28 protein-coding genes are annotated in these 24685 nt (G+C 72.6%); 14 read left to right on the top strand and 14 right to left on the bottom strand.

Annotated features, from left to right (window positions below; translation table 11 throughout):
* Positions 1–35: 35 nt before the first annotated feature.
* Positions 36–1619, top strand: coding sequence for a D-alanyl-D-alanine carboxypeptidase/D-alanyl-D-alanine-endopeptidase (dacB, locus tag ABZU53_RS01505; protein WP_354855832.1), 1584 nt, complete (start codon positions 36–38; stop codon positions 1617–1619).
* Between the two features lie 35 nt (positions 1620–1654).
* Here dacB and ABZU53_RS01500 read toward each other — a convergent pair whose 3' ends face one another.
* The 3 genes from ABZU53_RS01500 to ABZU53_RS01490 form a co-directional block, all read right to left on the bottom strand.
* Positions 1655–1984 (bottom strand): hypothetical protein, encoded by a 330-nt coding sequence (locus ABZU53_RS01500; protein ID WP_355063189.1) that lies wholly within the window; start codon positions 1982–1984, stop codon positions 1655–1657.
* A gap of 99 nt (positions 1985–2083) precedes the next feature.
* Complete coding sequence (locus ABZU53_RS01495; protein WP_354855834.1) at positions 2084–3049, bottom strand: hypothetical protein; 966 nt, start codon at positions 3047–3049, stop codon at positions 2084–2086.
* A gap of 189 nt (positions 3050–3238) precedes the next feature.
* Positions 3239–3832 carry a pentapeptide repeat-containing protein gene (locus ABZU53_RS01490; RefSeq protein ID WP_354855835.1) on the bottom strand — a complete coding sequence of 198 codons (594 nt, stop codon included), beginning with the start codon at positions 3830–3832 and terminating at the stop codon, positions 3239–3241.
* A gap of 94 nt (positions 3833–3926) precedes the next feature.
* Here ABZU53_RS01490 and ABZU53_RS01485 point away from each other — a divergent pair, with 94 nt between their 5' ends.
* Positions 3927–5159, top strand: coding sequence for a serine hydrolase domain-containing protein (locus tag ABZU53_RS01485; RefSeq protein ID WP_354855836.1), 1233 nt, complete (start codon positions 3927–3929; stop codon positions 5157–5159).
* A 40-nt stretch (positions 5160–5199) separates the two neighbouring features.
* Here the strand turns inward: ABZU53_RS01485 and ABZU53_RS01480 are convergent, their stop codons facing one another.
* The gene (locus ABZU53_RS01480; protein WP_355063187.1) at positions 5200–6246 is read right to left on the bottom strand and encodes a hypothetical protein; all 1047 of its coding nucleotides are present in this window, start codon (positions 6244–6246) and stop codon (positions 5200–5202) included.
* Between the two features lie 134 nt (positions 6247–6380).
* On the opposite strand from ABZU53_RS01480, the gene ABZU53_RS01475 reads away from it, so the two are divergent.
* The gene (locus ABZU53_RS01475) at positions 6381–7022 is read left to right on the top strand and encodes an NAD(P)H-binding protein (RefSeq protein ID WP_355063185.1); all 642 of its coding nucleotides are present in this window, start codon (positions 6381–6383) and stop codon (positions 7020–7022) included.
* A gap of 377 nt (positions 7023–7399) precedes the next feature.
* On the opposite strand, the gene ABZU53_RS01470 is transcribed toward ABZU53_RS01475, so the two are convergent.
* Both ABZU53_RS01470 and ABZU53_RS01465 read right to left on the bottom strand, forming a co-directional pair.
* Positions 7400–7864, bottom strand: coding sequence for a PPOX class F420-dependent oxidoreductase (locus ABZU53_RS01470; RefSeq protein WP_354855839.1), 465 nt, complete (start codon positions 7862–7864; stop codon positions 7400–7402).
* Positions 7865–7952: 88 nt separating this feature from the next.
* Positions 7953–8591 carry a hypothetical protein gene (locus tag ABZU53_RS01465; RefSeq protein WP_354855840.1) on the bottom strand — a complete coding sequence of 213 codons (639 nt, stop codon included), beginning with the start codon at positions 8589–8591 and terminating at the stop codon, positions 7953–7955.
* Between the two features lie 305 nt (positions 8592–8896).
* Between ABZU53_RS01465 and ABZU53_RS01460 the strand changes: the two genes are divergently transcribed.
* Complete coding sequence (locus ABZU53_RS01460) at positions 8897–9685, top strand: D-Ala-D-Ala carboxypeptidase family metallohydrolase (protein WP_354855841.1); 789 nt, start codon at positions 8897–8899, stop codon at positions 9683–9685.
* Positions 9686–9785: 100 nt separating this feature from the next.
* Here ABZU53_RS01460 and ABZU53_RS01455 read toward each other — a convergent pair whose 3' ends face one another.
* The 3 genes from ABZU53_RS01455 to ABZU53_RS01445 all read right to left on the bottom strand — a co-directional run bounded on the left by ABZU53_RS01455 (position 9786) and on the right by ABZU53_RS01445 (position 12376).
* On the bottom strand, positions 9786–10277 hold the full coding sequence (locus ABZU53_RS01455; RefSeq protein ID WP_354855842.1) for a hypothetical protein: 492 nt from the start codon (positions 10275–10277) through the stop codon (positions 9786–9788).
* 126 nt (positions 10278–10403) lie between these two features.
* The gene (locus ABZU53_RS01450; RefSeq protein ID WP_355063183.1) at positions 10404–11117 is read right to left on the bottom strand and encodes a response regulator transcription factor; all 714 of its coding nucleotides are present in this window, start codon (positions 11115–11117) and stop codon (positions 10404–10406) included.
* Positions 11105–12376 carry a histidine kinase gene (locus ABZU53_RS01445; RefSeq protein ID WP_355063181.1) on the bottom strand — a complete coding sequence of 424 codons (1272 nt, stop codon included), beginning with the start codon at positions 12374–12376 and terminating at the stop codon, positions 11105–11107. Before ABZU53_RS01445 ends, ABZU53_RS01450 begins: the two co-directional genes overlap by 13 nt.
* A gap of 132 nt (positions 12377–12508) precedes the next feature.
* Here ABZU53_RS01445 and ABZU53_RS01440 point away from each other — a divergent pair, with 132 nt between their 5' ends.
* The 4 genes from ABZU53_RS01440 to ABZU53_RS01425 are packed head-to-tail and all read left to right on the top strand — an operon-like array spanning position 12509 to position 15534.
* Positions 12509–13405: an ATP-binding cassette domain-containing protein gene (locus ABZU53_RS01440; RefSeq protein ID WP_355063179.1), complete on the top strand. Its 897-nt coding sequence runs from the start codon at positions 12509–12511 to the stop codon at positions 13403–13405.
* Positions 13402–14199, top strand: coding sequence for an ABC transporter permease (locus ABZU53_RS01435; RefSeq protein ID WP_355063177.1), 798 nt, complete (start codon positions 13402–13404; stop codon positions 14197–14199). The genes ABZU53_RS01440 and ABZU53_RS01435 overlap by 4 nt, the downstream gene beginning before the upstream one ends.
* Positions 14200–14201: 2 nt before the next feature.
* Positions 14202–14939 carry a hypothetical protein gene (locus ABZU53_RS01430; RefSeq protein ID WP_354855847.1) on the top strand — a complete coding sequence of 246 codons (738 nt, stop codon included), beginning with the start codon at positions 14202–14204 and terminating at the stop codon, positions 14937–14939.
* A gap of 31 nt (positions 14940–14970) precedes the next feature.
* A complete protein-coding gene (locus tag ABZU53_RS01425; protein ID WP_355063175.1) occupies positions 14971–15534 on the top strand; it encodes a heme-binding protein in 564 nt (187 codons plus the stop codon).
* On the opposite strand, the gene ABZU53_RS01420 is transcribed toward ABZU53_RS01425, so the two are convergent.
* Positions 15535–16296, bottom strand: coding sequence for a hypothetical protein (locus ABZU53_RS01420; protein WP_355063173.1), 762 nt, complete (start codon positions 16294–16296; stop codon positions 15535–15537).
* A gap of 134 nt (positions 16297–16430) precedes the next feature.
* Here ABZU53_RS01420 and ABZU53_RS01415 point away from each other — a divergent pair, with 134 nt between their 5' ends.
* Positions 16431–16970, top strand: a complete 540-nt coding sequence (locus ABZU53_RS01415) for a DUF1697 domain-containing protein (protein WP_355063171.1) — start codon at positions 16431–16433, stop codon at positions 16968–16970.
* A 32-nt stretch (positions 16971–17002) separates the two neighbouring features.
* Here the strand turns inward: ABZU53_RS01415 and ABZU53_RS01410 are convergent, their stop codons facing one another.
* Positions 17003–17980 (bottom strand): MBL fold metallo-hydrolase, encoded by a 978-nt coding sequence (locus ABZU53_RS01410; RefSeq protein WP_355063169.1) that lies wholly within the window; start codon positions 17978–17980, stop codon positions 17003–17005.
* 154 nt (positions 17981–18134) lie between these two features.
* A complete protein-coding gene (locus ABZU53_RS01405; protein ID WP_355063167.1) occupies positions 18135–19049 on the bottom strand; it encodes a serine hydrolase in 915 nt (304 codons plus the stop codon).
* A gap of 52 nt (positions 19050–19101) precedes the next feature.
* On the opposite strand from ABZU53_RS01405, the gene ABZU53_RS01400 reads away from it, so the two are divergent.
* Positions 19102–20061, top strand: coding sequence for a LysR family transcriptional regulator (locus tag ABZU53_RS01400; RefSeq protein WP_355063165.1), 960 nt, complete (start codon positions 19102–19104; stop codon positions 20059–20061).
* A 97-nt stretch (positions 20062–20158) separates the two neighbouring features.
* Complete coding sequence (locus ABZU53_RS01395) at positions 20159–21010, top strand: aldo/keto reductase (protein WP_355063163.1); 852 nt, start codon at positions 20159–20161, stop codon at positions 21008–21010.
* Positions 21011–21102: 92 nt separating this feature from the next.
* On the opposite strand, the gene ABZU53_RS01390 is transcribed toward ABZU53_RS01395, so the two are convergent.
* Positions 21103–21621, bottom strand: coding sequence for a GNAT family N-acetyltransferase (locus tag ABZU53_RS01390; protein ID WP_355063161.1), 519 nt, complete (start codon positions 21619–21621; stop codon positions 21103–21105).
* A 229-nt stretch (positions 21622–21850) separates the two neighbouring features.
* Between ABZU53_RS01390 and ABZU53_RS01385 the strand changes: the two genes are divergently transcribed.
* Entirely contained in the window at positions 21851–22300 is a 450-nt protein-coding gene (locus tag ABZU53_RS01385; protein ID WP_355063159.1) for a helix-turn-helix domain-containing protein, read from the top strand.
* On the top strand, positions 22293–22661 hold the full coding sequence (locus ABZU53_RS01380; protein ID WP_007456005.1) for a DUF4180 domain-containing protein: 369 nt from the start codon (positions 22293–22295) through the stop codon (positions 22659–22661). Before ABZU53_RS01385 ends, ABZU53_RS01380 begins: the two co-directional genes overlap by 8 nt.
* Here ABZU53_RS01380 and ABZU53_RS01375 read toward each other — a convergent pair.
* A complete protein-coding gene (locus ABZU53_RS01375) occupies positions 22566–23279 on the bottom strand; it encodes a hypothetical protein (RefSeq protein ID WP_355063157.1) in 714 nt (237 codons plus the stop codon). The two genes, ABZU53_RS01380 and ABZU53_RS01375, sit on opposite strands and share 96 nt — an antisense overlap.
* Before the next feature lie 548 nt (positions 23280–23827).
* On the opposite strand from ABZU53_RS01375, the gene ABZU53_RS01370 reads away from it, so the two are divergent.
* Positions 23828–24685 (top strand): cellulose binding domain-containing protein, encoded by an 858-nt coding sequence (locus ABZU53_RS01370; protein WP_355063155.1) that lies wholly within the window; start codon positions 23828–23830, stop codon positions 24683–24685.

The raw sequence follows: 24685 nt of genomic DNA, 5'->3' as shown, positions 1-24685 counted from the left end.
TTCTCTGGCGATTATCTTCGTGACAGCATCGACGCATGCATCGCCGTCTCTTTCCGCGCGCTGTCGCGCTGCTCGCGCTGGCCGTCACCGCGGCCACCGTCGGCGCGTCCGGCGCCACCGCCGAGTCGCCCACCCCCGCGACGACCCGACTGCGCGCCACCATCGACACGATCCTCGCCGACAGTCGGCTGGCCGGCGCACAGACGTCAGTGGTCGTCGTCGACACCAGCACCGGGCAGACGCTCTACGACCGCAACGGCGACCGGCGGTTGGTCCCGGCCTCCAACACCAAGTTGCTGACCTCGACCGCCGCCCTGGAGCTGCTCGGCCCCGGGCACCACTTCAGCACCGACGTCCACACCACCGGCAAGCGCCGCGCCGGTCTGCTCTCCGGCAACCTGTACCTGCGCGGCGGCGGTGATCCGACAATGCTCGCGGCCGACTACGACGCCCTGGCCGCGCAGGTCGCCGCCGACGGCGTCCGGGTCGTGACCGGCAACCTGATCGCCGACGACACCCGCTACGACCGCACACGGCTGGGCCCCGACTGGACCTGGGACGACGAGCCCTATTACTACGCGGCGCAGGTCTCCGCGCTGACCGTCGCGCCGGACACCGACTACGACGCGGGCACCGTGATCGTGCACGCCGCGCCGGCCGACCGGGCCGGCGCCAGGCCGGTGGTCAGCACCACGCCGCCCACCGGCTACGTCCGCATCGACAACCGCGCCGAGACCGTCAGCGAGGGCGAGACCTCGATCTCCATCGAACGCGAACACGGCGGCAACACGATCGTGGTGACCGGTCAGATCGCCGTAGGCGACGAGCCCGCCAGCGACTGGGTGACCGTCTGGGAGCCCACCGGCTACGCGGCCGACGTCTTCCGGGCGGCGCTGCACCGGCACGGCGTACGGGTGCTCGGCCGGACGGTGCTCGGCCAGCCCACCCCGGAGACGGCCCACCCGGTGGCCCGACACGACTCGATGAGCCTCGGTGAGCTGATGACGCCGTTCCTCAAGCTCTCCAACAACGGGCACGCCGAGGTCCTGACCAAGGAGATCGGCCGGGTGCTCTCCGGTGCCGGCACCTGGTCCGCCGGTCTTACCGCGATCAGCGAGTACGTCGCCGACACCGGGATGGACACCGGAACGCTGCGCCAGCGCGACGGCTCGGGGCTGTCCCGGCGCAATCTGGTGCCGGCGGCGGAGTTCGTCGACCTCCTGGCAGCCGTCCGGGCCGAGCCCTGGTTTCCCACCTGGTACGCGGCGCTGCCCATCGCCGGGCAGCCGGAACGGTTCGTCGGCGGCACGCTGCGCAGCCGCATGGCCGGCACCCCGGCGGCGGGCAACGTGCACGCCAAGACCGGCAGCCTCACCGGCGTCTCCGGGCTGTCCGGCTACGTCACCAGCGCGGACGGCCACCTGCTGGCGTTCTCCATCCTGCTGAACAACTACCTGACGGCGTCGGTCAAGCCGCTGGAGGACCAGATCGCCGTGGCGCTGGCCGGCCATCGGGACGACGGCGCGAGCGCGGCACGGGTCGCGCCGCCCGCGGTGCCGGAGACGCCGCGTACGCCGGAGGGCGTGGAGTGCTCCTGGGTCAAGCCGATCACCTGCTGACCGAGGGCCGGGAACCGCCCGGCCTGACTGCGGGGTCAGGCCGGGCGGTTCGGTGTGGGGGGCACCGCCGCGGGGTCGCCGCGCTCGATGAGCGCGGCGATCTCGGCGGCCCGCAATCCACGCAGCGCCAGCACCCGGGTGCCCCAACGGTGCAGCCGGCACGGGTGCGGGCTGGCGTCGTTGCGGCAGACCACCCCGCCGGACCAGCGCCGGGGCGCGTGCACCACCACCGCGCGCACCGCGAACTGGGCGTCCTCGCCCGTCACGTACGGCGGCAGGGGAATGTCGCGGAGCACCTCGCCGGACAGCTCATCGGCGCCGGAGAAGACGGCGGGACGGACGCGGTGGGCGGTACTGCTGCTCATCTGCGCTGCCTCCACAGTGGAAGGTGAGACGGGGACAGCAGAAAGTTACGTCGCTGTCGACCGAGGGCGACGGACAAACTGTCCCGCCACGTGGACGGGTCAGCGCAGCGCGACGGCCTGGAGGCCGACGTTGCCGCAGTGCTCGGTGAAGACCTTCTCGACGGTCCAGGTCAGCACCAACCGGGCATTCTTCGGCAGCTCGAAGCGGATGGTGAACTGGGCGCTCTGGCTGGTGTACGGATCCTCCAGGCGTACGGTGCTGACCGGCCCCCCGGTGGACAGCCGGGCGTCCAGCCGACCCCGTGCCATCCAGATCCCGGCGTAGAGCTGAACGGTGCGCGGCGCCCCGCTGCCGGCGACCGTCAGCGTGAACCCGTTGCCCACGCCACAGGTGTAGACGCCGTTGGAACTGCCGCGATCGGACCGCTCGGGTGCGCCGTCGGACCAGCGGACGACCTCCTGATTGCCGTCCCAACCGACCCGGGTGCCCTTCCCACCACCGTCGACGATCTCCCCGGAGCCGGCGCGCTTGCGAACGGTCGAGTTGCCGCCGCGCAGCCCCCAGTGCATCCAGTCACGGGTGCCCACGGCGGTGAGGTCGACCTCGGCGGGCACCTCGGCGCGGCTCACCGACAGCGGCGACGCCCCCGGCTTCTTCGGCGGCGGGGCGGGCGCGCTCGTCGACGGTGGCGGCTCGGGCGAGGGCGGCCGCTCCCGGGGGCGCAGACCGGGCTGCGCCGGCCCGGCATCGGTGGCGTGCCCGTCGGCGGCCGGAAGGGCGGACGGTCGGGTGGCTCCGGCGGGCACGCCACCCGAGCCACCGACCGGACCATCGTCCGACTCCGGGCCGGACCGCGTGCCGACGTACGCGACGAGCAGCACGAGGCAGACCAGTGCGCCAAGCCCTTCCAGCGCCCAGAGCCGCCGCTGTCGGGCGCGGGCGAGCCGGCGCAGCGCCCGGTGGTTCAGCCCGAGGGCGACGCTCCGCGGCCGGTGCGACGGCGGTCGGCCGGTCGACTCGTCCCCGGCCCGCGAATCCGCCCGCGTACGGTCCTCGTCCGCCACCGACCCCTCCAGTCCGCCGCCCGGCCACCACCGCACGCGACGGGATCGACCGTCCACTGTGGGTCGCTTCACGTTTGCACGGGCGTGGTCGACACGCTAAATCGGGACAGGCTGGCGTGTCCAGTCCGGATCGGGACGGTATGGGACGGCCGGCGATCCCGCGATCGATCGACCGGGAGCGACCCCGCGTCAGCCGATCCGGAAGCCGAGCGCCTGCGCAATGACGAGGGCCTGCTCGGCGTCCACGATGGCGCCGGCCCGTTCGACCGACGTCGGATCCAACGCGGTGAGGTCGCTGCGCCGCAGGTCGGCGCCGCCGAGGCGGCAGTTGTGCAGCTGTGCCCCGGAGAGGTCGACGCCGGTCACCGTGGCGCCGGTCAGGTTGGCCCCGGTGAGGTCGGCCTCGCGCATCCGCACGCCGCTCAGCCAGGCGGCGCGCAGGTCCGCGCCGGGCAGCGCGACGAACGACCAGTCGCCGCCGTCGACCCGCAACGGACGAAGCTCGCACTGGACGAAGCTGCTCCCGACCAGCTTGCAGCCGGTGAACTCGGCCTCGAAGAAGTTGCAGCGCCGAAAGACACAGCGGGTGAACGCCGAGTCGAGATGCCGGGACGCGTTGAACTGCACGTTGCCGAACGTGCAGCCGGTGAAGACCGCACCACGGGTGACCGCCTCGGTCAGGTCCACGTCGAAGAACTCGCACGCCACGAACTGGCGGTCGGTCAGCTCCTCGGCGTACCAGTCCTCGTGGCGGAAGGTCATGTCCTCGGTCAACTCCGGCATCCGGCCAGGCTAGTGCCGCCCACCGACGCCTCGGGACGGCCCGGTGGGGGCGGCCCCTTCCGGCGGGGGCGTACCGGCGAGTAGGTTCGGCGACGTGAGTGTGGCGCGGAGCAAGGACCCCGATCAGATCGGCTTCGACCCGGCGCGGCTGGCGCGGATCGACGAGCACTTCGGCGGGTACGTCGACGACGGCCGGCTGGCCGGCTGGCAGGTGGTGGTCACCCGGCGCGGCGAGGTGGCGCACTCCTCGACGTACGGCCTGCGAGATCGGGAGTCGGGCGCCCCGGTCGAAGCCGACACGCTCTGGCGGATCTACTCGATGACCAAGCCCGTCACCTCGGTCGCCGCCATGATGCTGTGGGAGGAGGGCCGCTTCGAGCTGACCGACGAGATCAGCCGCTGGCTGCCCGAGTTCGCCGACCTGCGGGTCTACTCGAAGGGCTCGGCGCTCAAGCCGTACACCGTGCCGGCGACCGAGCCGATCCGGGTCTGGCACCTGCTCACCCACACCGCCGGCCTGACGTACGGCTTCATGCAGACCTCGGTGGTCGACGGGCTCTACCGGGCGGCCGGCTACGACCTGTACCCGCCGGCGGACGTCGACCTGGCCACCGCCTGCGCGGCCTTCGGCGAGCTGCCTCTGCTCTTCCAGCCCGGCACGGCCTGGGGTTACTCGGTCGCCACGGACGTGCTCGGCCGGCTGGTCGAGGTGGTCTCCGGGCAGAGCCTGGACGCCTTCTTCGCCGATCGGATCTTCGGCCCGCTGGGCATGACGGACACCCGCTGGTGGGTCGAGGGCGACGAGGCCGAGCGGCTGGCCGCGCTCTACGCACCGGATCCGCGTAGCGGGCGGGCGGTCCGCTACGACCGGCTCGGCACGCTCGCGCACCACAAGCCCGGCCTGCTCTCCGGTGGCGGTGGCCTGATCTCCAGCGCCGCCGACTACCACCGGTTCACGCAGATGCTGCTGCGCGGCGGCGAGCTGGACGGCGTACGCCTGCTCGGGCCGCGCACGGTGCGTTTCATGACCCGCAACCACCTGCCCGGCGGGCAGGATCTGGGCACCCTGTCCACCGGCGGCTTCGCCGAGACCACCCTCGACGGGATCGGCTTCGGTCTCGGCTTCGCGGTGGTCGAGGACCCGATCCCGAGCCGGGTGCCGAGCAGCGTCGGCGAGTACTACTGGGGTGGGGTCGCCAGCACGGCGTTCTGGGTGGACCCGGCCGAGGAGATCACCGCGCTGCTGTTCACCCAGCTCATGCCGTCGAGCACGTACCCGCTGCGCTCCCAGCTGCGCCAGCTCGTCTACGCCGCCCTGGTCGACTGACCGGTGCGGGCCCGTCGACACGGCGGGCCCGCACCGCGGCTCAGCCGAGCTGCTGCGCCTGGATCGCGCGGATCTTCGCCGGCCGGGTGGCGGAGAGGTTCGAGATCAGGTACGCCCGCACACTGCCGTCCGGGGACACCGCCCACAGATCAACCACGCCGTCGGCGTTCAGGTCGGCGGCGATGAGGCTGCTGACCGCCACGCCGGTGTTCCAGCCCGAGGCGAGCCGGTACTGGGTGTAGGCGAGCGCGCCGGTCCCGTCGCCGTTGTCGGTCATCGTCACGCCCTGCCACAGGTACAGGTCGCCGGTGGTGGCGTTGCGCAGCACCAGGGCCACGCCCGAAGCCAACTCGGTGCTGGCCAGGGTCCAGTTCTGCCAGTCGCTGCCGCCGGTCGGGGTGGTGGTGTTCAACGCCACCCTGAAGTAGAGGCCCGCCGCCCAGACGCTCGGGTAGTAGGCCAGTCGGTAGCCGTTCGTCGTGTCGCCGACGATCCCGAGCAGGTCGGGGATGTCGTCGCCGACGCCGTCCGCAACGTACCCGTTGACGAGCTGGATCGGGGAGTTGCCGTAGTCGTCGGCCAGGAATTCGCGCGCGAGACTGACCGAGGCGTTGTAGGGCTTGGCCATCGTTCCGTCGCCGACACCCTTGATGATGACGCCGCCACCGGCGTTGTCGCCACCCGGGTAGTAGGCCAGGAAGTCCTGGTTCGCGGTGCCGAAGAACCTGCCGGTGATCATTTGGGCGCCGTCGAAGTCGGCCGGCGATTCGTTGCCGGTGACGCCGTTGCCGTAGATGCCGATGTTCACCGCCGGGACCTTCACCCGGCCGGTGCCGACGCCGGTGGTCGCGTTGATCCGGCCCCGCGCCGCCCAGACGCCGGAGTCGAGGCCCGTCGTGGTGCCGCCGGCGGTCACCAGGTCCGGTACGCCGTCACCGTTGAGGTCCTTGTCGACCGGGCCGGTGACAGCGGTGGTCGGCGTGCTGATCGGTGCGGCCTGAGCCGGCAGGGCGGGGACGACGGCGAGCGCCAGGGCGGCAGGCACTGTCCAGGCGAGCAGCCGGCGACGGGCGGAGAGGTGCTTCATGGATTCCCCGTTCAGGTCAATGGATCTTGCTCGGCTCACCGTAGTCGATCCACGCCAGTCCGACGTTCCCCCGAACGCCCCGCGGGGTTCGTCATTACGGCATCGCCGGGGCGAGTCGGCCCTAGCCTGGGCTGGTGAGCACCATCGTCGTGTTTGGCGCGGGCGGCACCGCCGGGTCGCGGGTCACCGCCGAGGCGGCCGACCGTGGGCACCGGGTGATCGCCGCGGTCCGCCGCCCGGAGGCCACCTCGTACCTGCCGGCGGGGGTGCGGACGGTCACCGGCGACGCCACCAGCGAGCGCAGTGTCCGGGATCTGGCGCCGGAGGCGGACGCTCTGGTGGTGGCGATCGGCGGCGGCGAGCGCGGGCTGTGGCGCAGCGCCGCCGAGAACCTGGTGACCACCCTGCGGTCGATGCCGGCCGCACCGCGGATCATCCACCTGGGCGGCGGGTCCACCCTGCTCACGCCACGTGGCACCCGCATCCTCGACGAGCCGGACTTCCCGGAGCAGTATCGGGACGCGGCGCTGGGCCAGGCCGACGCCCTGGACTACTACCGCACCTCTGCCGACGGGGTGAGCTGGACCTACGTCTCACCGCCGCCGCTGGAGTTCCACCCCGGCGAGCGCACCGGGCATTACCGCACCGGCACCGACCAGCCGGTCACCGACGACCAGGGCCGGTCGGTGCTCACCTACGAGGACCTGGCGGTCGCGATCGTCGACGAGATCGAGCAGCCCCGGTACGTCAACGCGCGGTTCACCGCCGCGTACTGACGATTGCCGCAACCGACGGCCGACCTCCCCTCGCCCCCTGTAGAGCTGCCCCAGATATGGGGCAGACCCAGCGGGGAGCACGCAAGGAACCGCACGCAGCGGGCGGGACGCAGGAAGCAGCACGCAGAAGCCAGGTCGCGGGGAACAGCACGGCACCCGCGCACGACGGACGCGCCGCCGCCATCGCCCGCCCCATATTCGGGGCAGCTCTACAGCACGGCACCCGCGCACGACGGACGCCCCGCCGCCATCGCCCGCCCCATATTCGGGGCAGCTCTACAGCACGCCAACCCATCCGGCGGGTGCGGGCGCGCTCAGGGGTTCGAGCGCCGCCGGGCCTGGGGTGGCGGTCACCGCCGCGTACTGAGTAGGCGCAGTCAGTCGGCGAGGCGGGCCGGGAAGCCGCCGGTGGCGATGGGGCCCCAGGCGTCGATGGTGACCCGGATCAGCGACTTGCCCTGGCGCACCATGGCCGCCCGGTAGTCGTCCCAGTCCGGGTGCTCGCCGGAGATGCTGCGGAAGTACTCGACCAACGGCTCCAGCGCCTCGGGCAGGTCCAGCACCTCGGCGGTGCCGTCGAGCTGCACCCAGGGGCCGTTCCAGTCGTCGGACAGCACACAGGCCGAGACCCGGGGGTCACGACGGATGTTGGTCACCTTCGCCCGCTCGGGGTAGGTGGACACGACGAGCCGGCCCTGGCCGTCGATGCCGGCGGAGACCGGGGAGGACTGCGGGCGGCCGTCGGCCCGGGTGGTCATCAGCACGACACGGTGCCGAGGCCGGAGGAAGTCGAGCAGGGTGTCCCGGTCGACCCGGGTGTTCTTCGCGATGCTGGGCGCCATCACTCGTTCCTACCAGGGTGGCCACCGACCAGCGGCGGCAGGTCGGCCGGGCGGCAGGGCGGCAGGGCGGCAGGTCGGCCGCGGCCGATCAGCGGGGGCCGGCAGCGGCGCGGGGCACCGCCTGGGTGGGCACGCGGGGCCGGCCGGCCGGGCGCCAGGCCCGGCCGTTGGCATAGATCACTCGAAAGCCGAGGTACGAGGCCAGTGGCGCCCAGTGCGCGGAGCCCATCCGCAGTTCGGCGGCATTGTGCCGCTGCCCGTTCGCCAGCACGTCGAGCAGGACGGTTTCGAAGGCGGCCGATTCGACCCAGTCGACGTCCCGGGTGAAACCGCAGATCAGGGCGGCCCCGGTGACCTCCAGGAACTCGCGCAACACCGCGTCCGACGCGCGTAGGACCGAACAGCTGCCGAAATAGAGCCGGCGTCCCTCGCAGCGGCCGGCCATCAACTCGGCCACCTCGTTCAGCTCCACCGACTGCCAGTCGGTGAGGCAGAGCCGGCTCGGCTCGCCGTGCATGGCGAAGAAGCCGACGCGGTGGTCGGCGTACTGCTTGAGCAGCCAGCGGTCCAGGAAGTAGAACAGCTCGTCGCGGGTAGCCGCGTCCTTGTGGATGAAGCGGATCTTGCCCAGTCGCTCCAGCAGTTCGAGGGTGGGCAACACGGAACCGCGTTCGTTGAGGTCGCGGTGCCACTGACCCTCGACACAGAAGACGCCACCGCGTGCCACGTGCACCTCCGCCAGTCCGTCGCCCGGGGCTGACGTTACCGGCCCCCGACGGGCGAGGAACATCACCCTAAGTGTGGCCGAATGCGACGTTCGGTGTGGTTCTTGCGCCACCGGGGCGATCAGGGGGCAGTGGCTGTTTCGCAAATCAGTCGAATTCACAGCCAGTGCCCAGAAACAACGAATCGTGAGGACAATTCCCGTTAATCGCCGCGTAGCGCACGGATCAGTGCGAGGGTGGAAATCACGGGACGTCCCGGTCGATGTCCCGAAGCAACCCCATTCGCTCTCCTATCGGGAGGACTTCTGTGCGCGTAAACACCTTGAAGCGAGTTGCTGTCGCTTTCGCCCTGGCACTGCCCGGGGCAGCGATCGCATCGGTGGTCGCCGCGCCGGCAGCGTACGCGGACGGCTGCTACACCTGGAACCGCAACCTGTACCAGGGGCGCTCCGGCGACGACGTCCGTCAGCTGCAGATCCGGGTTGCCGGCTGGGCCGGCTACCGGGACATCGTGGAGAACGACGGTCGCTACGGACCGAAGACCGCCGCCGCGGTCAAGCGGTTCCAGCAGGCGTACGGGCTACGCGCCGACGGCATCGCGGGGCCGCAGACCTACGCCAAGCTGTACCAGCTCCAGGACGACGACTGCACACCCGCGCACTTCACCTACAACGAGTTGGACAACGGCTGCGGCGGCAGCGGGTGGAGCGGCGGTCCGCTGTCGGCGGACCAGACGAAGCAGAACGCGCTGCGCACCATGTGGAAATTGGAGGCGCTGCGCAAGAGCCTCGGCGACAAGCCGCTGAACGTGTCGAGCGGATTCCGCAGCCGCGCCTGCAACAACCAGGTCGGTGGCGCGTCGGACAGCCAGCACCTGTACGGCAACGCCGCCGACGTCACCTCGCGGACGTCCTCGCTCTGCCGCGTGGCCAAGAGCGCCCGTGACAACGGCTTCAGCGGGATCTACGGACCGGGCTACCCCGACCACGACGACCACGTGCACGTCGACTCGCGGCGCGAAAACAGCAGCGACCGCAGCTCGAACACGACGAGCTGGTCCGCGCCGGACTGCGGCGTCGGCGCCGGTAACGACTGAACGAGCCGGCCGGTGTGACGTCGGCCCGGCGCGGGTGGGGAATCTCCGCGTCGGGCCGACGTCGTGTCGCCCCGGACAGGGCGGGCGGGGGTAACGCCGTTCAGCTAGCCCGGGGCCAGCGCGGCGCGGTGACGGGGGGAGTCACCGGCCGGCCGGCAGAGGCAGGTCGTACCCCCGCAGGGGTGACCCGCGCGGCCTGGTGTCGCGCCGGCAGCCCAGCGCGGCCGGGAGCCGGCGCCGGATAGCCGGCGGTCGCCGCCGGCCGGGCGCCGGTGGGACGCGCGGACGAGGGCCCGGTCGCGGTGAACGGGAAGGGCACGTGCACGAACGGGTTGCCGTGCTGGATCAACGCCTCGATCTGCCGCTCGTTGAGCCCGTGTGTCTCCAGAACCCGACGCCCCCACCGGTGCAGTCGGCACGGGTAGGAGGCGCCGTCGTTGCGACACAGCGGCCCGGTCGGCCACTCCTCGGCGGTGTGCACGACCACCGCCCGGACCGCGAGCCGGACATCCTCGGGTGTCAGTGGCGCCGGCAGCGGCACCTCACCCAGCACCTGGTCGATGGGATCCGTCGACTGCTCACCAACACGCACGGCAGGCCTCCCGCAGCTCGGCAGCGGTACGGCGGATTCACCGCACCGACATCCTCGGGCAGTGGTACGGCCGGCATCGGATGAAAGTTCAACCCCCGGCCCCCTAATCGTCCCCCTAACGGGCGCTCAGACGAGGTCGGCGTCGTGCACGAGCAGGGCCACCTGGACCCGGTTGTTGAGATCGAGCCGGGTCAGCAGCCGGGAGACGTACGCCTTCACCGTCGCCACGCTCATGAACAACTCCCCCGCGATCTCCGCGTTGGTGCGGCCCCGCCCCAGCGCGACCGCCACCTGACGCTCCCGCTCGCTGAGCCCGCCGAGCAGCAGCAGCGCCCGGTCGCGACGCGGATCCGGTCCGGCCAGACCCGGGGCGGCGGCGGTCACGTGGTCGATCAGCGTGCGGGTCACCGTCGGGGAGAGCGTCGCCTCCCCCGCGGCCACCCGGCGTACCGCGTGCACGATGTCCGCTGGAGGGGTGTCCTTGAGCAGGAAACCGGCCGCGCCGGCGCGCAGCGCCCGCAGCACCTGCTCGTCGGCGTCGAAGGTGGTCAGCACCAGCACCTCCGGCGGGTTCGGTCGCGCGCGGAGCGCCTCGGTGGCGGTGAGCCCGTCGACCCGGGGCATCCGGATGTCCATCAGGACCACGTCCGGGGCGTACGCGGCGATCGCCGCCGGAACCTCGCCGCCGTCGGCCGCCTCGCCCACCACCCGCAGGTCCGGCAGGCCGCCGAGGATCATCGAGAGCCCCGCCCGGACCAGCGCGTCGTCGTCCACGATCAGCACCCGCACCGGCGCGGTGGCCTCCCCGGCCCCGCCGGACGGCCCGGTCACGCCGGCCACGGCAGCCAGGCGGCCAACCGGAAGTCGCCAGCCTCGTCCCGCCCGTGCGCCAACCGGCCTCCGGCCAGAGTGACCCGCTCGGTGATGCCGACCAGCCCGGTGCCGGCGCCCGGCAGACCACCGGCACCCGGCAGTTCAGCCCCGGCCGGCGTGCCCAACGGCCACCGGTTGGAGATCGCCACGGTCAGCCCGGCGCCCGGACCACCGGCCACGTCCACGGTGACGGCCGCGCCGGCCGCGTGCTTGCGGGCGTTGGTCAGGCCCTCCTGCACGATCCGGTACGCGGCCCGCCCCAGCGCCGCCGGCACGGCCGCCGGCGCGACCACGGTGTCGGTGACGTTCACCCGCATCCCGGCCGCGCGCGACTCCGCGATCAGGGCGGGCAGGTCGGCGAGGGTGGGCTGCGGCGGCTCGGGGGCGTCGCCGACGTTGCCGCCGTCGGCGCGGAGCACACCGATGACCTCCCGCAGGTCCTGCAGGGCGGCGTGTGCGCTGCCCCGGATCACCCCGGCCGCGCGGGCGACCTCGTCGGCCGGCGCGTCGGGGCGGAACTCCAACGCGCCCGCGTGCAGGCTCAGCAGCGAGATCCGGTGGGCCAGCACGTCGTGCATCTCCCGGGCGATGCGGGTGCGTTCGAGGTGCCGGGCCTGGGCGACCCGCAACTGCTGCTCGGCCTCGGCCCGCTCGGCCCGCTCCCGCAGCGACACGATCAACTGTCGCCGGGCCCGGACGAACATCCCCCAGGCCAGCACGGCGATCGTGATCACCGCACCCCACGCCACGGTGGCCCAGTACGGCCAGCTCGGGTCCGGGCGCGTCCAACTGAAGACCAGGTTGGTGACGAGGCCGGCACCGGTGAGCGCGATCGCGACGGCGGTGCGGCGGTGCACCACGACGGTGAAGTAGAAGATCAGCAGCGGGACGGCCGCGGCCAACGAGAACGCGCTCAGCGGCAGGGTGGCCACCGCCAACCCGAGCGGCCACCGCCGCCGCACCCAGAGCAGCCCGCAGCAGGCCAGCCCGAGCAGCGCGTCCACGCCGACCATCCAGTCGTGCGGCAACGGAATCGCCGTCTCCGGGGCGGGCGACAGGGCGTCCACGGTGGTGAACAGCACCCAGAGCAGCCCGGCCAGGAACGCGAGGCCGTCCACGACCCAGTCGCGGGTGGTGCGACGCGGGTGTGCCCGGTCACGTTCGCCCGGCACGACCAGCTCCCCCGGCAGCAGCCAGGGGTGTTCCGGGACGGCGAGGCTGGTCACGCGCCCATGCTAGGCAGCAACGGGCGCCGGCAGCCAGCTACCAAAGTATCGACCGGAGCGTCGACCAAGGTCGGTACGGCACCGACCGGCGGCCGCAGCGGATGGCCGGGTGGCGCGGGCACGCTCGTCGGCATGATCACCGTGGAGAACCTCACCAAGCGATACGGGCCACACCCGGCGGTGGACGACGTGTCGTTCCAGTGCGAACCGGGCACGGTCACAGGCTTCCTCGGCCCCAACGGCGCCGGCAAGTCGACCACCATGCGGATGATCTGCGGGCTCACCGCGCCGACGGCCGGCCGGGCCACCGTCTCCGGGCGCCCCTACCGCGACCTGCCCAACCCGGGGCGCGAGGTCGGGGTGCTGCTGGACGCCTCCGCCCAGCACGCCGGGCGCACCGGCCGCGAGGCGTTGACGCTGTCCGCGTACACCATGGGGTTGGACGGGCGCGAGGTCGCCGCGAAGCTCGACCTGGTCGGGTTGAACGCGGTGGCGGCGAAGCGTCGGGTACGGGCGTACTCGTTGGGCATGCGCCAGCGCCTCGGGCTGGCGCACGCGCTGCTCGGCGACCCCAGGGTGTTGATCCTCGACGAGCCGGCCAACGGCCTGGACCCGGAGGGGATCTTCTGGATGCGCGGCCTGCTGCGCGACTTCGCCGACCGGGGCGGCACCGTGCTGCTCTCCTCCCACCTGCTGCGCGAGGTGGAGGCGGTCGCGGACCGGCTGGTGGTGATCGGGGGCGGCCGGATCGTGGCCCAGGGCGACAAGAACGAACTGCTCGCCGGCGGCGGAACGCTCGTGCGGGCCCGCGACGGCGCGGCACTGCGCCGGGCACTGGGCGCGGCGGGTCTGAGCGCCACCGACGGCACCGACGGGCTGCTCGTGCAGGCCGACGCCGAGACGGTCGGCCAGGCCGCCGCGGACGCGGGCGTCGCCCTGGCCGAGCTGCGCCCCGCCGGCAGCGGTGGCCTCGAACAGCTCTTCCTCACCCTCACCGCCGGCGAGTCCACCAAGGAGGCCGTCCGATGACCACCACCACCGCACCCGCCGCCGGCGTCGTCGCGCCCCGGCAGCACCCGGCGGTACGCCGTCCGTCGCTGCTCCGGCTCACCGCCGTGGAGCTGCGCAAGCTCGTCGACACCCGGGCCGGCCGTTGGCTGCTGATCACCATCGGCCTGGTCACCGCCGTGATCGTCACGCTCCAGTTGATCTACGCCAAGGACGCCGACCAGACCTTCCTCGACTTCTTCGTCCCCTCGCTGCTGCCGGTGTCGGTGCTGCTGCCGGTGCTGGGCATCCTGTCGATCACCAGCGAGTGGTCGCAACGCACCGCCCTCACGACGTACGCCCTGGTGCCCCGCCGTGAGCGGGTGATCGGGGCGAAGCTGATCGCCGTGCTGCTCACCGCGCTCGCCTCGGTGCTGGCCAGCCTGGCCGTCGCCGCCGTCGGCACGCTCGTGGCGTCCGCCACCGGCGGCGCGGGCACCTGGCAGTTCGACTGGTCGCTGCTGCTGAACGCGGCGATCCTCCAGGTCGCCAGCGTGCTGATGGGTGCGGCCTTCGGTCTGTTGCTGCTCAATCCACCGCTGGCGATCGTGGGGTATCTGCTGCTGCCCACCCTGTGGGCGGTGCTCGGCGAGATGGTCCGGCCCCTGCGCGGCCCATCCGGCTGGCTGGACACCAACAAGACGATGGAACCGCTGTTCAGCAGCGACGCGCTCACCGGTGAGCAGTGGGGGCGGATGGCGGTGTCCCTGCTGGTCTGGATGGTCCTGCCACTGGCCGTCGGCATGGTCCGGACGCTCCGCCGCGAGGTGTCCTGACCATGGACCTGGCCGGCTACCGTCCGCGCACCACGGTCAGCGGCGGGCCGCTGGAGCTGGCGGTCCTGTGGGGTGGTTTCCCGCTGCTCGGCGCGGGGGCCGGATGGCTCCTCGCGGCGACGACAGGCTGGCTCGCCCGGCTGCCCTGGGTGCCGTTCAGCGACCTCGTCGAGTGGCTGGACCGGCTGCCCGAGCCGCAGGCCACCGCCGGCACGATCGCCGTGGGCGCCCTGGCCGGCCTGGTCCTCGCCGGGATCGGCACCGCCGAACGGCTGATCGTCAGCGTCGACGCGGCGCAGGTCCGGCTGCGCCGCGCCGACCAGAACCGGACCGTCGCACGCGCCGACACCCGGGTCGTCTTCGTCGCCGACAAGCACCTGGTGCTGCTCGACCCCGACGGGGCGGAACTGGTCCGGGAGTCGACGGACCTGCCCGCCGCCCGGCTCGCCGCCGCGTTCCGCGCGCACGGCTGGGCCTGGGCGGACGACGATCCCCACCGGTTGGCGTACCGGCTGTGGGTGCCCGACCTGCCCGGTCTGCCCGCCGGCGCGGACGCGCTGCTGCGTGCCCGGGAGCGCGCCATCGAGCGGGACCGCCGCGACGACGCCCGGGAGCTGCGGCGGGAGCTGGGCCGGCTCGGGGTGGTGCTGCGCGACGAGGGCAAACGCCAGTACTGGCGGGTCGTCGTCCCCGGTGCGGGACAACCGACTTCGGCCGAGCGGGAGCGGGAGGGGCGGTAGCGTCTGTCCCAGGAGATCCTGGGAGCGCGCGATGACCGAGCAGCAGCCGTACCGGGTGGTGTCCCGACACCCCGGCTTCGAGCTGCGCCGCTACCCGGCTCACCTGGTGGCCGAGGTGCAGATCCAGGCGTCGTTCACCCGGGCCCCGATCGAGGCGTTCCGGCCGCTGGCCGCCTACATCGGGGGCGCCAACCGGGCCCGGCACCCGATCGGCTCGGCCGGGCCGGCGATGTCGGCGGCCAACGACTCGGAGAAGATCGCCATGACCGTGCCGGTGGTTCAGATCGAGGGCGAGCGGCCGGGCGCGTACCTGATCCAGTTCGTCATGCCGGCCACCTTCACCACCGCCACCCTGCCCGAGCCGGTGGACACCCGGGTGCGCATCCGCGAGGTTCCGGCACGCCTGGCGGCGGCGATGCGGTTCTCCGGGCGGTGGACGGAGCAGGCGTTCAGTCAGCGGGCCACCATGCTCGGCCGGTCGGTGACCGCGGCCGGGCTGCAACCGACCGGCGCGATCCGGTACGTGCGCTTCGACCCGCCGTGGAAGCCGTGGTTCCTGCGCCGCAACGAGGTCGTGCTGCCCGTCGTGGAGTAGCTAGCGCGCGTGCCGCCGCCACACCGGCCGACCGCCCGGCCAGTCCCACGCCAGCAGGGTGACGCCGGTGAGCAGCACCGCGCCGAGCGCGATCATCGGCAGGATGCGCGGGCCGGGCGGGACCGTCCGGCCCAGCGCGACACCGCCGATGGCGACCGCGCCGAGCCCGACGGCCAGCAGGCAGCGGCCCCGGGTGCGGGCCGGTGCCGCCGCCAGGGCGACGACGACGGTCAGGGCGACCAGGAGTACGCCGGTGGCGAAGGCCGCCGCCGTCAGCTCCGGCTCCCGGTCGGTCGGAGACTCGATGCCGGCGGCCACCACCGCCAGCACCCCGGCCACGCAGGCCGTGCCGGTCAACACCCGCCGGTCGGTGGTGGGGGGCCGGCCGCGGTCCCGCCACGAGAGGACGGCCGCCAGCACCCCGAGCACCGCCGCACCGGAGACGGCGAGCAGGATGGTCGACCCCGTGCCGGCCGGGTCGGCCCGGTCGATCGCCACGTCGGCCGCGATCCAGAGCCCGCCGAGCACGACCGCCGGAGCGCTCCACCGGAGCTGCCCCCGGCCGGCCAGCAGCAGCCCGAGCACGATCGCGACGATCGCCACGAACCGCAGATCCCGTGCCCAGTAGGCGTTGTTGCCCGGCAGCCGCTCCGACCACGGGCCGATCGGCTCGGTCAACGGTTGCCACACCGTCATGCCGACCGCCCAGAGCAGCACGGCGGCGGCACTCAGGAGCAGCCCGACCGGGCGCGCGAATCGCATCCATCGACGGTAGCGGCCAGGGCGGCCTGTCGGGGGGCGCCGCTTGTCGTACACGAAACGGGCCTGGTGGCTCCCGGCGGACCGTGGCCGCCCGACCTACGCTGAGCCGGTCGGCCGTGCACCCAGGAGGAGCCATGACCCGGTACGTCGCGCTGCTGCGCGGAGTCAACGTCGGCACCACCCGCCTCGCCATGGCCGACCTGCGCCGGATCGTCACCGACCTCGGGCACGAGCACGTCGAGACGTACCTGCAGAGCGGCAACGTGGCCTTCGGCAGCACCGTGCGCGACGCGGAGAAGCTGGCCGCCGGCATCGAGCGGGCGCTCGCCGACGAGCTGGGGCTGACCGTGCCGGTGCTGGTCCGCAGCGGCCGGGAGTTGGCGGCGGTGGCGGGTGGCAACCCGTACGCCGAGGTCGAGGACGATCCGAAGCTCCTGCTGGTGGCCTTCCTGGCGACCCCTCCGGCGAAGGCCACTGTGGACGCGCTCGCCGTGCCCGGCGGTGAGAACGTGTCGTTCACGGTGACCGGTCGGGAGGTCTTCCTCCACTTCCCCGACGGCAGCTACGGCCGGACGAAGTTCACCAACGCCTACCTGGAGAAGAAGCTCGGGGTGGTGGCCACCACCCGCAACTGGAAGTCGGTGCGCGCCCTGGCGGAGCTGGCCGCCGGCTGACCGGGCGGGCGCGGACGCCCGCCCGGAACCGGTCAGAAGTGGTACGCGGTCTCGTACTCGGGCACCAGCACCCGGCTGCGCGGCGAGATCCGACGCACCGCCGCGATCATGTCGTCGAGCCGGTCACGGTCGGCCGGCGCGACGACCGGCGGGTTCCGCAACGGCGTCTCGAAGTTGTCCCAGTGCACCGGCACCACGACCTTCGGGTAGTCCAGACCGGCCAGCAGCCGGGGCAGGTAGTCGCCGGTGGTGGTGGCGCTCTGCATGGCCACCATCGCCACGTCCGGCGCCAGGCCGGTCAGGTTGCGCTCGGCGACGTCGCTGGCTCCGGTGAAGTAGACCGACGGGCCGCGCTCGACCCGCAGCAGGTAGCCCAGCGTGTCGCCCTCCGGGAGGTCGGCGATGGTCGCCGGCCGCGCCGGCTGGCTCACCCGCACTCCGGGGAAGGCCACGGAGTACGACGCGTTGCGGCTGTGCAGCGAGCCGACCACCTCGACGCTGTGGTCGCCGAAGTCGAGCACCTCCCCGCCCTTCACGGCGCTGAGCTGCGTCGACGGCACCCCGGAGGCCAACCCCAGGTGGTACGCGGTGAGCGTGCCGAACACCCGCGCGCCGGTACGCGCCGCGATGTACGGGACGTCCATGTAGTGGTCCCAGTGGGTGTGCGTGACCAGGACGGTCGTGGCCTTCTCGACGCGCGGGTCGATCACGTCGGCGCGCACGGTCAACGGGGTGTCCGTCGTGAACGCCCCGGTGAACAGCCCGGTGTCGATCCGGCTGAGGAACGGGTCGACCAGGACGGTCCGGTCGGCGATGTCGATGCGCCAGCCGGCCGTACCCCACCAGCGGAAGCTGACCGCGCCGGTGCGGCGGCGCTCGGGCGTCGGCGCGGCGGCCGGCGGCGCGGCCTGGGCCGGGGTGGTCGAGGTGGCGGCGAGGCCGCCGGCCGAGACCAGGGCGGTGGTGGCTGCGGCGTCCCGCAGGAAGCGACGGCGGTCGAGGTTGGACATGCGGATCTACTCCCCGTGCTCGGTTGATCGGTCGGCACGAGCCAACCAGCGCCACCGCGTCCCAGTCCAAGATCGAAGGGTGCCAGCTCCGATACGTCATGGCATATCGTGCCTGCTCAGCGACTGCCCTTCGGCGCTCGGACGCTCGGAAAACTCAGTCGCCGCGCAGCGCCTCGACAGCCGTGCGGGCGGCCTTTCCCATGGCCAGGTCCACGTCGATCCGGCGCGGGGTCAGCTCGTCGGCGCGGGCGAAGACGGCGATGGCGTACCGGCCGCCGTCGGGATATTCGGCGACGCCGGCCTCCAGGTGCAGGCCGGGCAGGGTGCCGGTCTTGCCGGAGACCCGGACGCCGGGCGGGAAGCCGGCGGCCAGCCGGGTCCAGAAGAGCTGCCGGGCCATCCAGCCGCGGACCATCGCGCAGGCCGCCGGCGGGCCGGCCTCGTCCCGCCAGATCAGGGTGAGCAGCCGGGTGATCTCCCGGGCGGTGCTGCTGGTGGTGTGCGCGGGGTCGAAGACCCGCATCGCCTGGACCCGCTCCGCCGGCAGCGTCGGGAAGATCCGGGCGAACTCCGCCTCGGTCCGCGCCCCCACGTCGGCGAGCATCATCTCGACCAGCTCCCGAGGACCGCCGAGAACGCGGGTGCGGGTGAGGCCCAGCTCGGCGGCGAGCATCGGCAGCAGGTCCGGGCCGACCCGGCGCAGCAGCAGGTCGGCGGCCGTGTTGTCGCTGACCGACATGGCGAAGTACGCGAGGTCGCGCAGCGACACCTCGGCGTCGTCGACGCAGCCGGCCAGCCCCCACCCGCCGAGCCGGTCGGCGGCGGTGACCAGGACCCGTTCGGTGGGGTCGAGCTGGCCGGCGTCGACCTGCCGGGCGAACTCCAGCACCAGCAGGATCTTGAAGATCGACGCGATCACCACCTGCTCGTCGGCCCGCACCCCGACCTGCCGGTCCACCGCGTCCGGGTGCACGGCGTCCACGTCCACGGCGTCCAGGTCCACGGCGTGCAGGCTGGCGGTCACCCCGACGCCCGCGAAGATGGCCTCGATCCGCTCCCTGACGTCCACCCGGGCACGGTATCCAGTGGCGGTGCTCCGCCGCTGGCGTAGGGTCCGGGCCGTGGACCTGCTCCGGCACCTGCGGCACTTCGTGGTGGTCGCCCACGAGCTGCACTTCGGGCGGGCGGCCGAACTGCTCGGGATGGCCCAGCCGCCGTTGAGTCAGTCGATCCAGCGGCTGGAACGGGAACTCGCGGTCGAGCTGTTCGACCGCTCCCGCCGCCAGGTGCGGCTCACCACCGCCGGCGGTCTGCTGCTCGCCGAGGCGGAGGAACTGCTCGCCGGCGAGGGCCGGCTGCGCAACCTCATGGGGCAGGTCCGCGCGGGCGAACTGGGCATCCTGCGTGCCGGTGTGCCGCCGGAGACCCCGGCGGTGACGCTGCGCGCGCTGCTGGACCAGCTCACCGGCCGGGCACCCGGCCTGGACGTGGAGCTGCACGAGCTGACCACCGCCGAGCAGGTGCGGATGCTCACCGAGCGGCGGTTGGACGTGGGGCTCGTACACCATCCGGTCGAGGCGGACGGGCTGCGCTTCGGCGCCCCGGTGGACGTACCCCTGGGGGTGTTGCTGCCGCGGACCTCGCCGCTGGCCCGAGGCCGGGAGGTGCCGCTCGCGGCGCTGGCCGGCCTTGACCTGGTGGCCGCGCCCCGGGCCACCGCGCCGGGCTGGCACGACCACCTGCTCACGGTGTGCCGGCGGCACGGGTGGCGGCCGGCGCGGGTGCGGCCGGCACGCAACCCGGAATTCCTGTTCGGGCTGGTGCTGGCCGGCGGTGGGGTGGCCGTGGAGCCGGCGACGCTGGCTCGCCGGGAACCCCGGATCGCCTGGCGACCGATCGCCGACACCTCGCTGACGAAGCGCACCTCGGCGGTCTGGCCGCAACGGTCGGCGCATCCGGCGGCCCCGATGGTCGGGCAGCTCGCCGCCGAGGTGCTGGCCGTCGCCGAGCCGGCGCCGCCCACGCCACCCTCGGTGCCGGCGGCACGGCCCTGGCCGGTGTTGTTCGACACAACCGGGTGAAGCGGGCCAACGTTGCGCTCGTCACCTCGCGTTGGACGGTGAATCGTCCACCCGCGCGGGTATGGATGATGGGTAACGAAGACGCGAAGGAGCCGCAGTGGCACTCACGATTCCTGATATCAGCCTGAACGACGGCACCACCATCCCGCAGCTCGGCTTCGGTGTGTTCCAGATCGAGCCGAAGGACACCGTCGCGGCGGTGACCACGGCTCTGAAGACGGGCTACCGGCACATCGACACCGCCGAGATGTACGGCAACGAGGCCGAGGTCGGCGAGGCGATCCGCATGTCCGGCCTCGACCGGGGCGACGTCTACGTGACCAGCAAGCTGAACAACGGCTTCCACCTCCCGGACGACGCGCGCAAGGCGTTCGACTCGACGCTGGCCGCGTTGAAGATGGACTACATCGACCTGTTCCTGATCCACTGGCCGCTGCCGACGCTGTACGACGGCGACTACGTCTCGACCTGGAAGGTGCTGGAGGAGTTCCAGCGCGACGGTCGGGCCCGCTCGATCGGCGTGTCGAACTTCCAGGTGGCGCACCTGCGGCGGCTGATCGACGAGGCGAGCGTGGTGCCGGCGGTCAACCAGATCGAGGCGCACCCGTACTTCACCAACGACGAGGTCCGCGCCTACGGCCGCGAGCACGACATCGCCACCGAGGCGTGGTCGCCGATCGCGCAGGGCAAGGTGCTCGACGACCCGACGGTGGTCGACATCGCCGAGCAGTTCGGCCGCACCCCGGCCCAGGTGGTACTGCGCTGGCACGTGCAGCGCGGCGACATCATCTTCCCGAAGTCGACCACGCCGAAGCGGATCGAGGAGAACACCCGCATCTTCGACTTCGAGCTGGACGACGCGGCGATGGAGCGGATCACCGCACTGAACAAGGGCGAGGCCGGGCGGCAGGGCCCGAACCCGGACACCTTCGCCTACGTGCCCCGCTGACCTGAGCCCGCCGCCCGGCGGGCACCTGTCCTTCGAGCGCCATACCGCAGAGCCGTCCGGACGACTCTGCGGTATGGCGCTCTTCGCCCGGGTCAGGAGCCGTCGGTCGGCGGGGCGGTCAGGTCGAGCTGCCAGTCGTTGGCACGCATCAGGTGCCCGGGTGGGTACTCGAAATCCGTCTCGCCCAGCAGAATGAAACCCGCCTTGCGGCAGACCGCGTTCGAGGCGGGGTTGTCGACGGACGGGTACGCGTGCGCGTAGCGCCGGTCCCGTCGGGCGCGGACCACGTCGAGAGCCGCGCGCACCGCGGCGGTGGCCAGCCCCTGCCCCCGGTACGCGGGCAGCACCGCCCAGCCCAGCTCGTACACCGGTTGGTCGCGCCACTCGCGGGCCCAGTAGCCGACGCTGCCCGCCCGCGCGCCGTTCGGCAGCACCACTGTGAACATGCACCCCTGGCCGCCCTCGGCGAAGTGCACGTACCGGTCGTGTCGGGCGAGCACCTGCTCGTCGGTCTCCGGGCCGCCGGTGTGTCTGCGCGTGTCCGGTGAGTTGAGCTGCCGCAGCAGGTCGAGGTCGTCCTCGCGCCACGGCTGGATGCGTACCTGCGCCATTCCGTCCCCTTCGTCGACCCCAGTCAAGCCGATCCCACCGACATTCCGGCCCGGAACGGCGCCCGCTAGTTCCGATCTAGCGGGCGGTCGGTCCTCACCTCGCGCCCTGTGGTGGGGGCGTCGTTGATCTCACCAACCACGACGTCCCGGCCATCGGACGGTGACAGCCGACAGCCGACGACTAACCGATGAATCCCCATCCTTCCCTGTGAGGGTAGGATAGGGAACGATGACGGAAGAAATGTACTCGGTAGAGCAGGTTGCCGACCGGCTCGGCCTGCACGTGCGGACGGTGCGCGGCTACATCCGCTCCGGCCGGCTGCACGCCGTGCGGATCGGCAAGCAGTACCGGATCGCCGCCAGTGACCTCGACGCGCTCACCGGACGGCCGCCCGCCGCCACCGTGGCCGGCCAGGCCGAGGTGTCGAGCATCGTGCAGATCGACGGTGTCGACCGGGTCGCCGCCGACCGGCTCGGCACGCTCGTGCTGGCCAGCGTCAACACCGGGCACGACCCGGCCCGGCCGCTGCGGGTGCAGACCGTGCACGACGATGACCGCCGCCGCCTGAAGATCATCATCCTCGGTGATCCCGCAGGCACGGCCGAGGTGCTGCACCTGCTCGACGCCGTCCTCAATGCCGACAACGGCCTACTCGACCGGGAGGTCCACGATGCCTGACGAGATCCAGGAACGCGCCGGGGTGCCGGTGCTGGTCTGCGACCCGGCCGGCCCGACCGTCGCCACCGAACAGGACGCGCTGGACCTGATCGGCGCGGCCTTCGCAGGCGCGCAGGTGGTCGCAGTGCCGGCCAACCGACTCGACGAACGCTTCTTCTCGTTGGGCACCCGCTTCGCCGGCGACGTGATGCAGAAGTTCGTCAACTACCGGCTGCGGCTCGCCGTCGTCGGTGACATCTCGGCGCACCTGGACGGCAGCTCGGCGCTACGGGCCCTGGTGCACGAGTCGAACCAGGCCGGGCACATCTGGTTCGTCCCCGACCTCGACGCCCTCGACGCCCGCCTCCGCGCCACGGCGTAGCGCCATCTCCACCGCGTCCGCTTCCACACCGCGGCGGTGGGCCTGCTCGGCCGCCCAGCGCAGATAGGCCAGCCACTCCTCGGCTGACCAGCCGTTCGGGCGGCCGACACCGGCCTCCGCGGGGAGACGGCTGGCCACGACGCGGTCGAGGATCAACGGCTGCACACCGCCCACGCCACGCCGGTAGCCGACGAAGTAGAGAACCTTGGTGAACAGGCCCGGCCCCAACCACGGCAGCCGAGCCTGGTCGGGGTCACGGAAGCGGCGGTACGCCCTACCCAGCGCATCGTCGTCAGGCGCCGGCCCCGACACGCCCTCGATCGCGTACGCCAGACGGCTGCCCTGCGGGTCGGCGGCGAGCGACCTGGCGGCGCGCCACGGCCCGTACCCAATCGGTCCGTAGGCCCAGGCCAGCACGGCGGCCAGCAGTTGCCGCGCGCTCGCTGACCCGGCCCGGTACGCCTCGGCGACCGCAAAGACGTCCCGCCGCCAGATCACGCCGGTCGACGGGAGGCTGTCGGGCCACGCATCCGGTGGCAGCCCAACCCGCCACCGATCGACCCGCACGGTCACCGGAACCTGCTCACCCGGCACCAGCACACCTTCGGTCACTTGCATGGTCGCCCCTTTCCGATCCTGCGCCTGCCGTTAGACGCTACGGACGGGGACGCCCACCTACGGGCCGCTGACGCCATATCGCGGTATCAAGCGGGAGCGGGCTCAGGACTAGCCGCCCGGCGACCGGGTACGCGTGCTGCATGGGTAGCCACAAGCAGAACAAACACGACAGTGGTGGCCAGTCGGCGCGAGGTCGGCGCCATCCGGGCAGCGGCGCTGCGGGCCGCCAGGGTTCGACCGTGGAGCACTCGCCCGACCAACGGCACCGCCGTACCGCGACCGGCCCCGCTGGCACTGAACGCGACCTGGGTCGGGCCAAGGTCTCCGGCGACGGACGGATCCAACGCCAGGGCGGCTCCTGAGCCGACGTCGACCAACGGACCGGGGCGGTGACCGCGACGGGTCAGCGTATGGAAATAACGCCCGGTGGACTGGGTGCGGCATTCTGACAATGCGCTATTGGGACACGGATGCGTGCCCCCAATTCGTTGCCGCCACCACGTGGGAACAGGCATTGACACCTATCCATTGTCGGTACGATTCGGGCCATGCGTGCCCGCCGCGTCACCGTCGTCGTCCTCGCCGCGCTGGCGAGCCTGCTCGCCGCCGCGCCCGCCCGCGCCGACGACACCCCGGCGCTGACCACCCCCGGCAGCCCGACGGTGCTGACCAACGAGCCACACCAGCTCACCCTGACCTGGACGCCCGCCGCCTGGGCGGGTGAGCCGACCGGCGACGGCCCGATCACCTACGAGGTGCAGGTGCCGCTGGGCCCGTACACGTACCGCCTCCTCGGCACCACCACCGCCACCACCCTCACGCTGACCGACCTGGCGCCCGGCACGACGTACCGGATCGCGGTCGCCGCCCGCGCGTCCGGCGGTTACTCCGACAGCTCCCCCACGACGGCCGTCCGCACCGCCGCCGGCCGTGCCACGGTCAGCTACCGCAACCTGGACTGGTCACCGACGAACAACCAGATCCAGTACGTCCTCCAGGTCGCCAACACCGGCGGCGGGCCGCTCGACCTGAGCACGGTCCGGGTGCGTTACCACCTGCGCTTCGAGGGCGGCAACACCTCGCTGGTGACCAACTGCGACTGGGCCGCGCTGGGCTGCGACAAGGTCCGGCAGACCGTGCTGTTCTTCGTCCCACCGGGGATGCCGCCCGGCTATCCGGTCCCGGGCACCACGATCCCCGGCTGGGTCGAGCTGACCTTCACCGGCGGGACGCTCGCCCCGGGCGCGTCGACCGGGCCGATCCAGCTACGCCACCACCGGCACAGTTGGAGCGACATCGACGAGCGCGACGACCCGAGCTGGCTCGCCCCCGCAGGCCAGTGGACCGAGAACGACCGGATCACGCTGGACGTCGACGGGGTCCGCGAATTCGGCGACACGTACTGA

The sequence above is a fragment of the Micromonospora sp. NPDC005194 genome (assembly GCF_040608335.1).
In the GTDB taxonomy this organism is placed as follows: domain Bacteria; phylum Actinomycetota; class Actinomycetes; order Mycobacteriales; family Micromonosporaceae; genus Micromonospora.
Note: the sequence above shows the minus strand (reverse complement) of the source record. Positions and strands in the feature narration are given on the sequence as shown.

Bases quoted from the DNA above. Each gene is read 5' to 3' on its own strand.
- ABZU53_RS01415 (WP_355063171.1), top strand. From the start codon at position 16,431: ATGACCCGGTACGTCGCGCTGCTGCGCGGAGTCAACGTCGGCACCACC.
- ABZU53_RS01370 (WP_355063155.1), top strand. From the start codon at position 23,828: ATGCGTGCCCGCCGCGTCACCGTCGTCGTCCTCGCCGCGCTGGCGAGC.
- ABZU53_RS01490 (WP_354855835.1), bottom strand. From the start codon at position 3,832: ATGCCGGAGTTGACCGAGGACATGACCTTCCGCCACGAGGACTGGTAC.
- ABZU53_RS01500 (WP_355063189.1), bottom strand. From the start codon at position 1,984: ATGAGCAGCAGTACCGCCCACCGCGTCCGTCCCGCCGTCTTCTCCGGC.
- dacB (WP_354855832.1), top strand. From the start codon at position 36: ATGCATCGCCGTCTCTTTCCGCGCGCTGTCGCGCTGCTCGCGCTGGCC.
- ABZU53_RS01410 (WP_355063169.1), bottom strand. From the start codon at position 17,980: ATGTCCAACCTCGACCGCCGTCGCTTCCTGCGGGACGCCGCAGCCACC.
- ABZU53_RS01425 (WP_355063175.1), top strand. From the start codon at position 14,971: ATGACCGAGCAGCAGCCGTACCGGGTGGTGTCCCGACACCCCGGCTTC.
- ABZU53_RS01435 (WP_355063177.1), top strand. From the start codon at position 13,402: ATGACCACCACCACCGCACCCGCCGCCGGCGTCGTCGCGCCCCGGCAG.
- ABZU53_RS01390 (WP_355063161.1), bottom strand. From the start codon at position 21,621: ATGGCGCAGGTACGCATCCAGCCGTGGCGCGAGGACGACCTCGACCTG.
- ABZU53_RS01470 (WP_354855839.1), bottom strand. From the start codon at position 7,864: ATGGCGCCCAGCATCGCGAAGAACACCCGGGTCGACCGGGACACCCTG.
- ABZU53_RS01440 (WP_355063179.1), top strand. From the start codon at position 12,509: ATGATCACCGTGGAGAACCTCACCAAGCGATACGGGCCACACCCGGCG.
- ABZU53_RS01380 (WP_007456005.1), top strand. From the start codon at position 22,293: ATGCCTGACGAGATCCAGGAACGCGCCGGGGTGCCGGTGCTGGTCTGC.
- ABZU53_RS01420 (WP_355063173.1), bottom strand. From the start codon at position 16,296: ATGCGATTCGCGCGCCCGGTCGGGCTGCTCCTGAGTGCCGCCGCCGTG.
- ABZU53_RS01480 (WP_355063187.1), bottom strand. From the start codon at position 6,246: ATGAAGCACCTCTCCGCCCGTCGCCGGCTGCTCGCCTGGACAGTGCCT.
- ABZU53_RS01430 (WP_354855847.1), top strand. From the start codon at position 14,202: ATGGACCTGGCCGGCTACCGTCCGCGCACCACGGTCAGCGGCGGGCCG.
- ABZU53_RS01385 (WP_355063159.1), top strand. From the start codon at position 21,851: ATGACGGAAGAAATGTACTCGGTAGAGCAGGTTGCCGACCGGCTCGGC.
- ABZU53_RS01375 (WP_355063157.1), bottom strand. From the start codon at position 23,279: ATGCAAGTGACCGAAGGTGTGCTGGTGCCGGGTGAGCAGGTTCCGGTG.